At 59.7% G+C, this 14,213-nt stretch carries 14 protein-coding genes; 13 read left to right on the plus strand and 1 reads right to left on the minus strand.

The genetic code is table 11. The features are described 5' to 3' along the window. The coding region (locus B5F80_RS10605; protein ID WP_087478792.1) for an acyl-CoA dehydrogenase family protein at nucleotides 1–890 on the plus strand (890 nt) is incomplete at its 5' end. 140 nt (nucleotides 891–1,030) lie between these two features. On the opposite strand, the gene B5F80_RS10610 is transcribed toward B5F80_RS10605, so the two are convergent. Then, complete coding sequence (locus tag B5F80_RS10610) at nucleotides 1,031–1,234, minus strand: zinc-ribbon domain-containing protein (RefSeq protein ID WP_087478793.1); 204 nt, start codon at nucleotides 1,232–1,234, stop codon at nucleotides 1,031–1,033. A gap of 302 nt (nucleotides 1,235–1,536) precedes the next feature. Here B5F80_RS10610 and B5F80_RS10615 point away from each other — a divergent pair, with 302 nt between their 5' ends. Genes B5F80_RS10615 through hydF form a run of 12 tightly spaced genes read left to right on the plus strand, consistent with a single transcriptional unit; the run spans nucleotide 1,537 to nucleotide 14,040 of the window. After that, on the plus strand, nucleotides 1,537–1,788 hold the full coding sequence (locus B5F80_RS10615; RefSeq protein ID WP_087478794.1) for a TM1266 family iron-only hydrogenase system putative regulator: 252 nt from the start codon (nucleotides 1,537–1,539) through the stop codon (nucleotides 1,786–1,788). 10 nt (nucleotides 1,789–1,798) lie between these two features. Beyond that, entirely contained in the window at nucleotides 1,799–2,563 is a 765-nt protein-coding gene (locus B5F80_RS10620) for a nitrogenase iron protein NifH (protein ID WP_087478795.1), read from the plus strand. Continuing rightward, nucleotides 2,560–3,864 (plus strand): nitrogenase component 1, encoded by a 1,305-nt coding sequence (locus tag B5F80_RS10625; RefSeq protein WP_087478796.1) that lies wholly within the window; start codon nucleotides 2,560–2,562, stop codon nucleotides 3,862–3,864. Before B5F80_RS10620 ends, B5F80_RS10625 begins: the two co-directional genes overlap by 4 nt. After that, a complete protein-coding gene (locus tag B5F80_RS10630; RefSeq protein ID WP_087478797.1) occupies nucleotides 3,861–4,892 on the plus strand; it encodes a nitrogenase component 1 in 1,032 nt (343 codons plus the stop codon). Before B5F80_RS10625 ends, B5F80_RS10630 begins: the two co-directional genes overlap by 4 nt. Before the next feature lie 3 nt (nucleotides 4,893–4,895). Beyond that, on the plus strand, nucleotides 4,896–7,187 hold the full coding sequence (gene hypF / locus B5F80_RS10635) for a carbamoyltransferase HypF (protein ID WP_087478798.1): 2,292 nt from the start codon (nucleotides 4,896–4,898) through the stop codon (nucleotides 7,185–7,187). A gap of 18 nt (nucleotides 7,188–7,205) precedes the next feature. Continuing rightward, nucleotides 7,206–7,412: a HypC/HybG/HupF family hydrogenase formation chaperone gene (locus B5F80_RS10640; protein WP_087478799.1), complete on the plus strand. Its 207-nt coding sequence runs from the start codon at nucleotides 7,206–7,208 to the stop codon at nucleotides 7,410–7,412. Beyond that, on the plus strand, nucleotides 7,412–8,470 hold the full coding sequence (gene hypD / locus B5F80_RS10645) for a hydrogenase formation protein HypD (protein WP_087478800.1): 1,059 nt from the start codon (nucleotides 7,412–7,414) through the stop codon (nucleotides 8,468–8,470). The genes B5F80_RS10640 and hypD overlap by 1 nt, the downstream gene beginning before the upstream one ends. Then, nucleotides 8,463–9,467 carry a hydrogenase expression/formation protein HypE gene (gene hypE / locus B5F80_RS10650; RefSeq protein ID WP_087478801.1) on the plus strand — a complete coding sequence of 335 codons (1,005 nt, stop codon included), beginning with the start codon at nucleotides 8,463–8,465 and terminating at the stop codon, nucleotides 9,465–9,467. The genes hypD and hypE overlap by 8 nt, the downstream gene beginning before the upstream one ends. 20 nt (nucleotides 9,468–9,487) lie before the next feature. After that, complete coding sequence (locus B5F80_RS10655; protein WP_087478802.1) at nucleotides 9,488–10,243, plus strand: nitrogenase iron protein NifH; 756 nt, start codon at nucleotides 9,488–9,490, stop codon at nucleotides 10,241–10,243. 4 nt (nucleotides 10,244–10,247) lie between these two features. After that, nucleotides 10,248–11,579 carry a nitrogenase component 1 gene (locus B5F80_RS10660; RefSeq protein WP_087478803.1) on the plus strand — a complete coding sequence of 444 codons (1,332 nt, stop codon included), beginning with the start codon at nucleotides 10,248–10,250 and terminating at the stop codon, nucleotides 11,577–11,579. Continuing rightward, on the plus strand, nucleotides 11,570–12,826 hold the full coding sequence (locus tag B5F80_RS10665; RefSeq protein WP_087478804.1) for a nitrogenase component 1: 1,257 nt from the start codon (nucleotides 11,570–11,572) through the stop codon (nucleotides 12,824–12,826). Before B5F80_RS10660 ends, B5F80_RS10665 begins: the two co-directional genes overlap by 10 nt. Before the next feature lie 14 nt (nucleotides 12,827–12,840). After that, a complete protein-coding gene (gene hydF, locus B5F80_RS10670) occupies nucleotides 12,841–14,040 on the plus strand; it encodes a [FeFe] hydrogenase H-cluster maturation GTPase HydF (protein ID WP_087478805.1) in 1,200 nt (399 codons plus the stop codon). Nucleotides 14,041–14,213: the final 173 nt, after the last annotated feature.

Consider the following 14,213-nt stretch of genomic DNA (forward strand, 5'->3'; position numbering starts at 1 on the left):
GCTTCGAAGTTCACACCATGCTCTGCTCCTGGCCTATCTGGAAGTTCGGCACGGCAGAACAGAAGGAAAAATATTTGAAACCCCTGGCAGAAGGCACGAAGCTCGGCGCTTTCGGCTTGACGGAACCCAACGCCGGCACGGACGCCCTCAACGGTTCCTCCACGGCTGTTAAGGAAGGCGACTACTACATCCTCAACGGATCCAAGGTCTTCAACACCAACGGCGGCGAAGCCGACGTAACCATCGTATTCGCAGCTACGGACAAATCCAAGGGCGCGAAGGGCATGAGCGCGTTCATCGTCGAAAAAGGCATGGAAGGCTTCACCTACGGCAAACAGGAAGTGAAAATGGGTATCCGCGCTTCCGTACAGCGTGAACTCGTATTCCAGAACGTCAAAGTTCCGGCAGCCAACCTCCTCGGCAAAGAAGGCGAAGGCTTCAAGATCGCGATGATGACCCTCGACGGCGGCCGCGTAGGCGTCGGCGCACAGGCTCTGGGCATCGCTGAAGGCGCATACAACGAAGCTGTGAAATACGCGAAAGAACGCGTTCAGTTCGGAAAACCCATCGCTACGAAGCAGGCTATCGCCTTCATGCTCGCTGACATGAAGCTCAAGATCGAAACGGCTCGCCTCGCCGTATACAAAGCAGCCTGGAAGATGGGCCAGCCCGACGTGAAGTCCTACTCCATGGACGCGGCTATTGCTAAGAAATACGCTTCCGACATCGCGATGCAGGTTACGACGGACGCTGTACAGGTCTTCGGCGGCTACGGTTTCACCCGCGAATACCCCGTAGAACGGTACATGCGCGACGCTAAGATCACTCAGATCTACGAAGGCACGAACCAGGTACAGCAGATGATTATTTCCGGCGCTATCCTGAAATAATTCGGCAGGACCTCTTTAGAAATACGCATTCACATAGTAGAGTACGAAAACGCTTATAGAAAAATCGCTTGTAAAAAAGGAGCCGCAGTTTCGCTTGCTGCGGCTCCTTTTATCATATACGGGGAATTGTGGCGGATAGGCTATTGCAGAAAGACTCTCCAAAGGCCGATGATCAAGAATATCATGACGATGATAAAGCTGACGACCCGGGTCTTGGAGAAAATTTTCGGATTGTTCTGCATGTTTTTCGGCGGCGCCGGCGGCGGGACGATTTGCTTCGTGCCGCAGATGGGGCACATGAGGACGCCGTCGCGCAGCTCTGTGCCGCAGGTAGGACAAATCACGGTATCATCTCCTATTTCTATATATCACTATTACTATAGGGGGATAGGCGGAGGCTGTCAAGAGGCGGGCCGGCGGAATGTATTCTCCCCTAAATTGATATACATTTCCCTCGTTTTTTGCTATAATAAATAAAACACGTGCTCCAGAAGGACTTCTGATGGAAAACGTCATAGGCATGCAGCCGTACTTATCTGCAAAGAAGAAATTCTGCGCAGGCGAGGCGAAAGCACGTATACTTGGAAGCTACGAGGCTCTGTGTTTTCGCACAGAGTCTTTTTGTTCATAAAAAAGGAGGAAGACTATGGAAACAAGATTAGCCCTTATCGGAATCATCGTAGGCAAGCGGGACGAGACGACGAAGCTCAACGAGCTCCTTCACGAATACGGCGAGTATATCGTCGGCCGCATGGGCGTTCCGTACAAGGATAAGGATATCAACGTCATCAGCATTATTATCGACGCGCCGCAGGATACGATCAGCGCCCTGTCGGGAAAGCTCGGCATGCTTCCTAACGTGAGCACGAAGACCATCTATCCGCCGCTGCCGCAGTAGAGGTGAGACCATGCTGAAACTTGCGATTTACGGCAAAGGCGGCATCGGCAAGTCGACCATGACCAGCAACCTGGCGGCGGCCTTCGCCTATTTGGGAAAGAAAGTCATACAAATCGGCTGCGACCCCAAGGCCGATTCGACGCTGAACCTGCTGGGCGGCAAGCTGCTCGAGCCGGTCATGAATTACCTGCGCGAGCACGACGACGACCCGCAGACCATCGAAGAGATTTCCCGCGTCGGCTACGGCGGCGTCCTGTGTATCGAGACGGGCGGCCCGACGCCGGGCTTAGGCTGCGCCGGCCGGGGCATCATCGCCACCTTTGACTTGTTGGAAGACATGGGATTGTTTGAACAGTACGAGCCTGACGTCGTATTGTACGACGTGCTGGGCGACGTCGTCTGCGGCGGCTTCGCCGCGCCGATCCGCGAGGGCTACGCCGATCAGGTCCTCATCGTCACGTCGGGTGAAAAGATGGCCCTCTATGCGGCGAACAACATCAACACGGCCGTCAAGAATTTCGCCGACCGCAGCTATGCAAAGGTCAAGGGCATCATCCTGAACCGCCGCAACGTGCCGGGAGAAGAAGAAAAGGTCCGGGCCTTCGCGGCGGAACGGGGCCTGGCAATCGTCGGCGATATTCCCCGCAGCGACGACATAAACCGCTTTGAGGAAGAAGGCAAGACCGTCGTCGAGGGCAATCCGGAGCTGCCCATCAGCCAGGTGTTCATCCAGCTGGCGCAGACATTATGGAAAGACAAGGATACTGCAATATGACACAACGAAAACCCTATGCGATTACTGTCAGGGAGCTGGCCCGGCGGGGCCGCGGCGATATTCCGTCGGACCTCGTGTCGTCGGCTCACCTCATTTACAATTCGCCGGCGGCACTGGCCTTTAACTCTCCTGGAGCCCAGGGCTTCGGCGTCAAGCGGGCCGGCCTGGCCATTCCCGGCTCGGTCATGCTGCTCGTCGGCCCGGGATGCTGCGGCCGCAACACGACGATATTGAGCGAAATGGGCGGCTACAGCGACAGATTTTTCTACTACATCATGGATGAAACGGATATCGTGACGGGACGCCATCTGCGGAAAATTCCCCAGGCTGTGGCGGAGGTCGTCGAAGCCCTGCCGCAGGAGCCGACTGTCGTCATGATCTGCATGACCTGCGTCGACGCCCTGCTGGGCACCGACATGGAACGGGTGTGCCGCAAGGCCGAGGCTAAGGTGGGCCTGCCCGTCGTGCCCTGCTATATGTACGCCCTGACCCGCGAAGGCCGCAAGCCTCCTATGGTCGACGTGCGCCGGGCCATTTACTCCCTTCTCGAAAGGGACGACCGCGACAGCCGCACCGTCAATATATTGGGGCATTTTGCGCCGCTCCGCGATACGTGCGAGCTCTATGGCGTCCTGCGCCAGCTGGGCATTCGCCGGATAAACGAGATTTCCCGCTGCCGCGATTTCGCCGAATATAAGGCCATGTCCAAGGCCAATTTCAACGTCATCCTCCATCCCGAGGCGCGGCTGGCCGCCCAGGATATGGAAAAGCGGCTGGGCATTCCCAGCATCGAGCTGACGCGGCTGTACCAGATCGACAAGATTCGCAGCCAGTACCAGGCTTTTGCCGGCGCCTTAGGCGGGGCCGCAGACGATACGGTATGGTATGACGAAGCGGCGGCCGACGCGGCGGAAGCGGCGAAGCGGTACGGCGGTACGACTATCGCTGTCGGGGAAATGCAGAACGGCAACGCCTTTGAAATGGCTCTGGCCCTGACGCAGTACGGCTTTGCCGTCAAGGAGATTTACGCCAGCGTGTCGCCTTATGATTTCGCCTATATCCGCCGCTTGGAAGCGCTAAGCCCCGACACGGCGGTGTACTCTAATTTGTCGCCGTCGATGCTGTATTACGAAGGCGGGGACCATCCCGTCGACCTGACGATCGGCAAGGACGCCGCCTATTATCACGACGATGCGGCCCATGTCTTTTGGGACGAAGAGATTCAGCCCTTCGGATACGACGGGCTGCGGGAGCTGCTGCGCCAGATTTCGGCGGCATTGGAAGGGAGGACGGCCCGATGAAAGGTCTTTGGAAATATATATCGCCCTTCGCGCCGGACCAGTCCGGAGCGGCGGCGGTGATGTACGGATTGAACGGCATCGTCGTCATCTGCGACGCCGGCGGCTGCGCCGGCAATATCTGCGGCTTTGACGAGCCGCGCTGGTTCAGCGGCGGCAAGAGCGCCGTATTCAGCGCCGGCCTGCGCGATATGGACGCCATCCTGGGCCGGGACGACCGCCTGGTGGCGAAATTGGCCGACGCGGCCCGGCAAATCGACGCCTCCTTCGCCGCCATCGTCGGTACGCCCGTGCCGTCGGTCATCGGCACGGATTACCGGGCTTTGAAGCGCATGGCTGAGAAGGAACTGTCTATCCCAGTCGTCACGCTGGATACGACGGGCATGGAGCTGTACGACGCAGGCATTGAAAAAGCGTATGATACGCTGTTCAGGGCCTTTGCCGACTTGTCTATGCAGGCTGAAGACGGCATCGTCGGCGTCATCGGCGCCGTCCCCTTGGACCTCATGCATCCCTGCGACAGGGAAGGAATCGTCGGCGCCCTTCGGGAAGAGGGCTGGCGGCAGGTATGGCTGTACGATACCTTCGGCGAATTTGCCCAGGCCGGCAAGGTCAGCCGCAACATCGTCGTGTCGCCGTCGGGCCTTCGGAGTGCGAAGTACCTGAAAGAAACCTTCGGCACGCCCTACGAATTTCGTTATTTCGGTTTGGAATCGGTGCTGCCGGAGGGGCTCGACCTTTCCGGCGCGTCGGTCCTCGTCGTTCACCAGCAGACGGCGGCCAACGCCATGCGGGAGCTGGCGGAACGGCGGGGGGCGAAGGCCGTCACCGTCGCGTCGTGGTTTATGGAGCCCCAGGAATGCCGCCGCGAAGGAGACATCCTGCTGAAAGAAGAAGACGATTTCCGCAGCCTGGCCGATAACGACGCCTTTGATATCGTCATCGGCGACCTGTATTTTAAGAAAGCCCTGCCCCATTTCCGGGGCATCTATATAGATTTTCCCCATTTTGCCGTATCGGGGAGGGAATAAGCCATGAAGACGGAACGGATCTGCGTATTCGGCATCGTCCAAGGTGTAGGCTTCCGGCCCTTCGTAAGCCGTCTGGCGGCGAAGCACGGCCTGGGCGGCACGGTCTGCAATAAGGGCTCGTACGTAGAAATTATCGCTCAGGGAGAAGACGACGCCGTAGAGGCCTTTTGCCGTGACTTGCCAGAGCTGGCTCCGGAGCGGTCGGCCATCTTGAAAATCGACCGGTCGGCGGCGGAGCCAAAGCCCTATGGAGCCTTTGACATCGTGGAAAGCGCCAGAGAAGAAGGCCATATCTTCGTCTCTCCCGACATCGCTGTCTGCGATGCCTGCAAGGCCGAGCTCTTTGACCCGTCGGACCGGCGCTATCTTCATCCCTTTATCAACTGCACGGCCTGCGGGCCGCGCCTGACGATTCTCGACGCCATGCCCTACGACCGGGAGCGGACCAGCATGGGCGCCTTTCCCATGTGTCCGTCCTGTGAATACGAATACACACATGCTGAGACGCGGCGCTACGACGCCCAGCCGGTGTGCTGCAACGACTGCGGCCCCGAAGTGTATCTGCTGGGCCGGACGGAACGGCGCAGGGAGGCCATTACGGAAGCCCGGCGCATCATCGCCGGCGGCGGCATCGTCGCCGTCAAGGGCATCGGCGGCTTTCACCTGTGCTGCGACGCCGGAAATGCAGACGCCGTGCGCCGTTTGCGCCAGTCGAAACGCCGCCCCGTCAAGCCCCTGGCCGTCATGATGCGCGATATGGACGTCGTCCGGCGCGAATGCGTCGTCGAAGCCGGCGAAGAGGAGATACTGGACGGCTGTCAGAAGCCGATCCTGCTGCTGCGCAAAAAGGATGGCGGACGGCTGTGCCCGTCTATTGCGCCGGGCAATCCCAAGGTCGGCGTCATGCTTCCCTATGCGCCCCTGCAGCTCCTGCTGTTTACGTACGACGACGGCGTCGTCATGCCCGATTGCCTGGTCATGACCAGCGCCAACGAATCGGGAGCGCCGATTTGCCGGACCGATGACGACGCGAAAAAGGAATTGTCGTCCCTGTGCGACGCCGTATTGTCGCATAACCGCCGCATACGCCTGCGGGCCGACGATTCGGTCATGGACTTTTTCGATGGCGAACCGTATATGATACGCCGTTCCCGAGGCTACGCGCCCCTGCCCTTTTTCGTCGGCCCCGACGAGGGAAAGCAGGTGCTGGCTGTCGGCGGCGAACTGAAAAATACATTCTGCCTTGCCAAAGGCAATTTATATTACCTGTCGCCGTACATCGGCGATCTGAGCGATGCGCGGACCGTCGACGCCCTGCGCGAATCGGTGGAGCGCATGGAATCGCTCCTAGAAGCGACGCCGTCGGCCGTCGTCTGCGATACCCATCGGCAGTACAATTCCGTTGCCGTCGCTGAGGAATTGGGACTGCCGGTCCTGAAGGTACAGCACCATTACGCCCACGTCTTGTCGTGCATGGCCGAGAACAATTACCTCGAGCCGGTCATCGGCGTTTCCTTTGACGGCACGGGCTACGGCGGCGACGGCACGATTTGGGGCGGTGAAGTGCTCTTGGCCGATGTGGGCGGTTACAGCCGCTTTGCTTCCGTCGCGCCCTTCCATCATGTCGGCGGCGACGCGGCGTCCCGCGAGGGCTGGCGCATTGCCGTAAGCCTGCTGTACGACAATACGGGACGGAATAAGGAGCAAACGGCGGCTCTGGCTGAAAAGCTCCGTCTCTGCAGCCGGGAAGAATTGCAGGCCCAGTTTTTTCTGGCTGACAACGGTGTCAACACGGTCATGTCGACCAGCGCCGGCCGCCTCTTTGACGGCCTCAGCGCCGCCCTGGGCCTGTGCCGGCAGTCGACCTTTGAAGGACAGGGGGCCATGGCCCTCCAGTTTGCCGCTGAAGCGTGGGAGCAAACTCACGGAGAAGAGGCTGTCATCCCCGGCCCGTTGGAACGGCTTTCCGATCGATACGTCCTGGCGACGCAGCGCGTCTTCGACGGATGCGTCCAGTCGTATGTAAAGCACGGCGACGCCGGCAGGGAGGCCTATGCCTTTCATAGGGGATTAGCCGGCATGGTGCTGGCGGCGGCCCGGCAGGCTCGCGAAGAGACGGGACGGAATGCCGTGGCCCTGAGCGGCGGCGTCTTTCAGAATACGTTGCTCCTGCGCCTGTGCTGCCGGGCCTTGGAACGAGATGGATTTACGGTACTGCGTCATCGCCTCGTGCCGCCGAACGACGGCGGACTGGCCTTAGGGCAGGCTTTGTACGGCATGTACCATCTGCAATAGATTGAAGGAGGAATTACGATGTGTGTAGGATTACCAGCGCGAGTGGTTACGATAAAGGACGGCATGGCCTTAGTCGACGCGTCCGGCGCGCGGCGCGCCGTGTCGGCCGAGCTCATTGACGAGTTGGACCCGGGCGATTACGTCATGGTCCATGCCGGCATGGCTATCGCCAAGATTACCGATACGGACGATCATGAAATGGACGATATCCTGGAGGACTTGTGATGGCAGAAGGAAAGAAGAAATCGGCGATGGACATCATCCGAAGCTACGACGGGCCGCCGGTGCGCATCATGGAAGTCTGCGGGACCCATACGCACGAAATATTCCGCTTAGGCCTGCGGCAAATTCTGCCCAAGGAGGTCACGCTCATTTCCGGGCCGGGCTGCCCAGTCTGCGTGACGCCGGTCAGCTTCATTGACGAAGCTATCTGGCTGGCGCTGGAACGAGGCGTTACGATTTGCACCTTCGGCGACCTGGTCCGCGTGCCCGGCTCGGAAGGCAGCCTGGCCACAGCCCGCAGTCAGGGGGCGAGAGTAGAAATCGTCTATTCGCCTGTCGATGCCTGCAGCTATGCGGCGGCTCATCGGGATGAACAGGTCGTATTCCTGTCCGTCGGCTTTGAAACGACGACGCCGGCAGCCTGTCTGGCTGTCAAAACGGCAGCGGAACGAGGATTGACTAATTTTTCGATATTAACAGCGAACAAGACGATGCCCCAGGCCTACGAGGCTCTCAAGAACAGCGCCGACGTATTCCTCTATCCGGGACATGTCGAAGCCGTCATGGGGACGAAGCACTGCGAAGGACTGGCGGAGCAGGGGATTTCCGGCGTCGTTGCTGGATTTACGGCGAAAGAACTCTTGACGGCCTTTGCCGTCATCCTGGCGAAATTTCCTCAGGGTAAGTCTTTTTTCAAAAACTGCTATCCCCGCGTCGTCACGGCAGAAGGCAGCTTGCCGGGCCAGCGGCTCATGGCGGAGGTCATGGAGCCCTGCGATTCGGAATGGCGGGGCCTCGGCGTGATTCCGATGTCGGGCCAGCGGCTGCAGCAGCGGTATGCGGCTTATGACGCGCGGCAGAAATACGGCGTGCCGCCTATGCATGGGCGGTCTAATCCGGCCTGCCGCTGCGGCGACGTCCTGCAGGGACTCTGCACGCCGCCGCAGTGCCCCGTATTCAGCAAGGGCTGCACGCCGGACCATCCCGTAGGGGCCTGCATGGTATCGCACGAAGGAGCCTGCTCGGCCTATTATCAATATGGAGGCGGAAATCATGAATGACGTAGTGACGCTGGCCCATGGAAGCGGCGGCAAACAGACGGCGGAATTAATCGATACGGTATTTAAAGCTCATTTTTCTAATCCTGAATTTACGGCCGACGACGCGGCCCTCTTGTCCGTCGGCGGCGCAAATCTGGCCTTTACGACGGACGGGTTCATCGTGTCGCCTCCTGAGTTTCCCGGCGGCAACATCGGCAAGCTCAGCATCTGCGGCACCGTCAACGACCTGGCCTGCATGGGCGCAAAGCCCCTGTACATGACCTGCGCTTTCGTCCTGGAAGAAGGCTTTCCCCTAGCGAAGGTGGAAGCATACGCCGCGGCCATGGCCGAGACGGCGGCTGAGGCGGGCGTGCGCATCGTCGCCGGCGATACGAAGGTAGCCGGCAAGGGACAGGTCGACGGCCTGTTCATTACGACGACGGGCATCGGCCTGGCGACGGAAGGCGTCCATTTGTCGGGCGCCCAGGCCCGGCCCGGCGACGCTGTCATCGTCAGCGGCGATATTGGCCGTCACGGCTGTACGATCTTACTGGCCCGCAGCCAGTTCGGCATCGACGCCGACGTAACCAGCGACTGCGCTCCTTTGTGGGGAACCGTGCAGTCCATGCTGGAAACGACGAAGGACATTCACGTCATCCGCGATGCGACCCGCGGCGGCGTCGGTACGGTCCTCCATGAAATTGCCGCCCAGAGCGGCGTCGGCATCCGGCTGGACGGCGCGGCGATCCCCGTCGCCCCGTCGGTCCGCGGCGTCTGCGGCATGCTGGGCCTGGAGCCCCTGTATCTGGCCTGCGAAGGCCGTCTGGTCATCTTCGCGCCGAAGGATAAGGCTACGGCCATCGTGGAAACGCTGCGGCAGGGGAAATACTCCGGCGAAGCGGCGATTATCGGCGAAGTGACGGCAGAGCGGCCGGGACGGGTCGTGGTCCGCACGGAAATCGGCGCGGAAACGCTGCTGCCGCCGCCGGGCGGCGAATTACTGCCCCGCATTTGCTGAGAAGACGGAGGATGTAACCTATGATAAAAATTGCTGTATATGGAAAGGGAGGCATCGGCAAGTCGACGACGGTCTCCAACATGGCGGCGGCCCTGGCGGAACGGGGCCTGAAGGTCATGCAGATTGGCTGCGACCCTAAGGCCGACTCGACGGCGGGCCTTCACGGCGGCGCGGCGATTCCCACGGTTCTCGACCTCATGCGGGAAAAGGGCCGGGACGTTTCCCTGGAAGAGATGACCGTCGCCGGCTACGGCGGCGTCGTCTGCGTAGAAGCCGGCGGTCCCGCGCCGGGCCGGGGCTGCGCCGGCCGGGGCATCATCGCCGCCCTGGATTTGCTCAAGGCCAAGGGTGCCTATGAGGTATATCAGCCTGACGTCATTTTCTACGACGTCCTGGGCGACGTCGTCTGCGGCGGCTTCGCCATGCCCATGCATAAGGGCTATGCCGACGCCGTGTTCATCGTCACGTCGGGGGAAAACATGGCCCTTCACGCGGCGGCCAACATCGCCATGGCCGTGGAATCCTTTAAGGGCCGGGGCTACGCCCGCTTAGGCGGCCTCATCCTGAACCGCCGCAACGTAAAGAACGAAGAGGAAAAGGTACGGGAACTGGCCGGCGACATCCATTCGGCCGTCGTCGGGGCGCTCGACCGGAGCGAAGTCGTATCTCAAGCAGAAGAATTGGGAAAGACCGTCGTCGAAGCCTTTCCGGACAGCCCCATGGCCGGCCAGTACCGGGCCTTGGCCGACGCCGTCCTGACGGCGGCAAAGGGGTGATACGATGCTGAAGAGAATTGACGGACGGGAAGACACGTCGGGAGCCTGCGTGGCTATAAAGGACGCCGTATTTCCCGGCATCTTTTACGACGGCCTCCAGTATTCGCCGCCGGCCCGGGGGACATGGAACATCGTCCACACGAACATGCTCGTTCCCGGTTCCCATCAAATCTATATCTGCGCTCTCGGCTGCCTGCGCGGCGTCGTCCTGACGGCGGCTGAAATGGGGGCGATGGACCGGTTTTCCTCCATCGTCGTTGAAGAGCATCATTTATACGACGGCACTATGGAAGACTGCATCGTCGACGGCGTCGGTGAGATCCTGCAGGGGCTGCTGCCGCAGGTGCCGACGGCCTGCTTTATCTATCCGGCCTGCATTCATCATTTTATGGGCTGCGATATGGACGACGTGTACCGCCGCCTGGAAGAGGCCTATCCGCAGACGCGCTTCGTCGCCTGCTGGATGGACCCCATCCGCCGCCATTCTGACTTGACGGCGGAAATGCGGACGCGGCGGCAGCTGTACAGCTTGCTGGAAAAAGGCGACCTCAATCCCAAGTCGGTCAACATCGTCGGCAGCAATCTCGCCGTGCCTCAGGACTGCGAGCTGGCGCTGTTGCTGAAGCAGAACGGATTTATCCTGCGGGAGCTGCCGGCCTGCCGGACCTATGAAGAATATGAAAAAATGGCCGAAAGCGTATTGAATATCGGTCAGGAGCCCTACGCCCGCGGTCCCTTGGAAGATATGGAACGGACATTGGGACAGAAGGGATTGTATCTTTCCAATAGCTTCGGTTACGACGAAATCATCGCCAATCTCCACGCCGTCTCTGACGCCCTTCAGCTGCCGCGGCAGTCTTACGACAGAGAAGTGGAGCAGTGCGAGGAGGCCTTTGCGGCGGCCAGGGATATCATCGGCTCTATGCCCATTGCCATTGACAGCGCCGCCGTATTCCGTCCCTTTAGCCTGGCGAAGACCTTACTGCAGCACGGCTTTGCTGTCCAGCGCGTCTATACGGACGGCGTGAGCGGCGAAGATGGCGACGATTTCTTCTGGGTACGGGAGCATTATCCTGACCTGGAGCTGTACTCCATGCGCCACGCCAAGATGCGCCGTATAGACCGCCGTACGGACGTACCTATGCTGGCGATAGGCCAGAAGGCGGCTTATTTTACGGGGACGGCCCATTTCGTCGACATGGCGGAAAACGGCGGCCTCCGCGATTTCCGCGGCATTCGGACGCTGCTGGACTGGATGGTTGACGCCTGCCGGACGGAAAAGGAAGCCCGCAAATCGATTAACCTGAAAGGATGGGGGTGCCGGTCATGTGTATGAAAGAAGCCGTAAGCCGCATATCGACGTACTCTGCCGACACCTTCGGCGTCTGCTCGTCCCTGTACGAGCTCGGAGGCATGGTGGTCATTCACGACCCGTCGGGCTGCAACTCGACGTACGCGACTCACGACGAACCGCGCTGGTACGACCAGGACAGCCTCATCTTCATATCCGGAGTCACCGAAATGGACGCCATCATGGGCAATGACGACAAGTTCGTCCACGACGTCGTGTCGGCGGCCCGCGACTTTTCGCCGAGATTTATCGTCATCCTGTGCACGCCTGTGCCGCTCATGACGGGAGCCGATATGGACGCCCTGGCGGCGATGATTGAAGAACAGACGGGCATCCTGACGATGGCCTCGACGACGAACAACATGAATCTGTACGATAAGGGCATCGCCTGGGCCATGAAAATGCTGGCCGAACGAATCGTAAAGGACGTGCCTGCGCCGAGATCGGCCGGGCCCATGTGCTGCTCGTGGCAGCCTGAATTTGCGGCCTGCGGCGGCGCGGGAGCATCGGCTAAACCGCTGCGGGTCAACGTCATCGGCGCGACACCTCTCGATTTTTCCTATAACGGCAGCGAAAAGTCGATGAAGCGGTTCCTGCGCCGCAGCGGCTTTTCCCCGTGCAGTGTCTGGGCCATGGGCAGCCCGCTGGAAGAAATCGAAATGGCCGGCCTGGCTGACGTCAACCTCGTCGTGTCGGCAGGTGCTGTCGAAGGGGCCAAGGTCATGAAGAAGCGCTTCGGCATACCCTATGTCGTCGGCGTTCCCATCGGTTCCTATATGCAGGAAGAAATTGCCAAAGGACTGCGCCGCGCCGCGGACACGAAGGAAGATATCTACGTCTGCGCCGACAGCCGGGCCGATTGCAGCGAAGCCGATACGATTATCATCGGCGAAAGCGTCTATTCGGCGTCTCTGGCGGCTGCTCTGGGCCGGGAAGGCCAGGCGGCGAAGGTGTACTGCCTGCTGAACGAGTGGCCAGGCGTCTTGGGAAAAGAAGACATCTTTGTTTCTTCAGAAGGCGATCTGCGCTGCCGCTTAGCGGGCTGGACGGGGACAGTCATCGCCGATCCCTTGTACGGGCCTGTCGTTCCGGAGAAAGCTCATTTCGTCGGCTTAGGCCATACGGCCTTTTCCGGGCGGCTGTACCAAAAGGTCATCCTGAATCTGATCGATGATTTCGAATCCTTTGTCAAAAAGGTCAATGATTTCGCCGCCTTGGTTCATACGGTATAAGAGGGGGAATCGCCATGTCTATGAATGATACGCCGTCAGGCGAACGGGTTCATATCGGTTTTTTCGGCCGCCGCAATGCTGGCAAGTCCAGCGTAGTCAACGCCGTGACAGGCCAGAATCTGGCCATCGTGTCCGATACGAAGGGCACGACGACAGATCCGGTTTACAAGGCCATGGAGCTGCTGCCCCTGGGGCCGGTTATGATTATCGATACGCCGGGCTTCGACGACGAAGGCGCCTTGGGGGAAATGCGCGTCCAGCGGACGAAGCAGGTCCTCAACAAGACGGACATCGCCGTCCTCGTCGTCGACGGGACGGAAGGCCTGAAAGGCTGCGATGAAGAGCTACTGGCCTTATTTAAAGAAAAGAACATACCTTATATTACGGTGTACAATAAAAAAGACCTCCTGGCGGCATGTCCACAGGTCGGAGACCGTGATATATATGTCAGCGCCGTGACGAAGGACGGCATCTTTGAATTAAAAGAACGGATGGCCCGCCTGAAGCCCGTCGGCGAGGACACGCCGATAATCGGCGACTTGCTGACGGCTGGGGACTTCGTCGTCCTCGTCGTGCCGATCGACACGGCAGCTCCGAAGGGGCGGCTCATCCTGCCGCAGCAGCAGACCATCCGGGAAATCCTCGACGCTAACTGTACGGCCGTCGTCGTTAAGGAAAACGCCCTGGCGAAGACGCTGGAAGAACTGGGCAAGGCTCCACGCATGGTCGTGACGGACAGCCAGGTCTTCGGCGAAGTCGCCGCCGTCGTGCCGGACGAAATGACGTTGACGTCCTTTTCCATCCTCATGGCCCGCCATAAGGGCTTTCTCCGGGACGCCGTGCAAGGCGTGACGGCCATCGAAGGATTAAAGGACGGCGATACGGTCCTCGTGGCCGAAGGCTGTACCCACCACCGCCAGTGCGACGACATCGGCACGGTGAAAATTCCCCGCTGGCTCAGGGCCCATACGGGAAAGGATATTGCCATCCAGACCTGCAGCGGCCGGGAATTTCCTGAAGACCTGTCGCCGTACGCCATGGTCATTCACTGCGGCGCCTGCATGCTCAACGAGCGGGAAGTGCAGTGGCGCATGAAGTTCGCCGGCCGGCAAGGCGTGCTGATGACCAACTACGGCATCGCCATCGCCTACATGAAAGGCATCTTAAAACGATCCCTGGGGCCGTTCCCCGATTTGGCGGCTTTGGTGAAATAACGCAAAACATCCCGAGAGTTCGCTATGAGCTCCCGGGATGTTTTTTGCGCCCTATCGTTCGCTCCGTTAGTGTAAAATAATTGTGGGAAAACTTTACTGCACAAAAGTGAAGAACATATAAAAAGAGAAGGAACTTCTTTGGTATAATGAAATCACCACAATCTCACGCAAAG

The sequence above is a fragment of the Megasphaera sp. An286 genome (assembly GCF_002163455.1).
Classification (GTDB): domain Bacteria; phylum Bacillota; class Negativicutes; order Veillonellales; family Megasphaeraceae; genus Megasphaera; species Megasphaera stantonii.

Excerpts from the sequence above, each read along its gene's own strand:
- B5F80_RS10620 (WP_087478795.1), top strand. The coding sequence starts at position 1,799 with ATGCTGAAACTTGCGATTTACGGCAAAGGCGGCATCGGCAAGTCGACC.
- B5F80_RS10625 (WP_087478796.1), top strand. The coding sequence starts at position 2,560 with ATGACACAACGAAAACCCTATGCGATTACTGTCAGGGAGCTGGCCCGG.
- B5F80_RS10640 (WP_087478799.1), top strand. The coding sequence starts at position 7,206 with ATGTGTGTAGGATTACCAGCGCGAGTGGTTACGATAAAGGACGGCATG.
- hypE (WP_087478801.1), top strand. The coding sequence starts at position 8,463 with ATGAATGACGTAGTGACGCTGGCCCATGGAAGCGGCGGCAAACAGACG.
- B5F80_RS10615 (WP_087478794.1), top strand. The coding sequence starts at position 1,537 with ATGGAAACAAGATTAGCCCTTATCGGAATCATCGTAGGCAAGCGGGAC.
- hydF (WP_087478805.1), top strand. The coding sequence starts at position 12,841 with ATGTCTATGAATGATACGCCGTCAGGCGAACGGGTTCATATCGGTTTT.
- B5F80_RS10665 (WP_087478804.1), top strand. The coding sequence starts at position 11,570 with ATGTGTATGAAAGAAGCCGTAAGCCGCATATCGACGTACTCTGCCGAC.
- hypD (WP_087478800.1), top strand. The coding sequence starts at position 7,412 with ATGGCAGAAGGAAAGAAGAAATCGGCGATGGACATCATCCGAAGCTAC.
- hypF (WP_087478798.1), top strand. The coding sequence starts at position 4,896 with ATGAAGACGGAACGGATCTGCGTATTCGGCATCGTCCAAGGTGTAGGC.
- B5F80_RS10660 (WP_087478803.1), top strand. The coding sequence starts at position 10,248 with ATGCTGAAGAGAATTGACGGACGGGAAGACACGTCGGGAGCCTGCGTG.
- B5F80_RS10655 (WP_087478802.1), top strand. The coding sequence starts at position 9,488 with ATGATAAAAATTGCTGTATATGGAAAGGGAGGCATCGGCAAGTCGACG.
- B5F80_RS10630 (WP_087478797.1), top strand. The coding sequence starts at position 3,861 with ATGAAAGGTCTTTGGAAATATATATCGCCCTTCGCGCCGGACCAGTCC.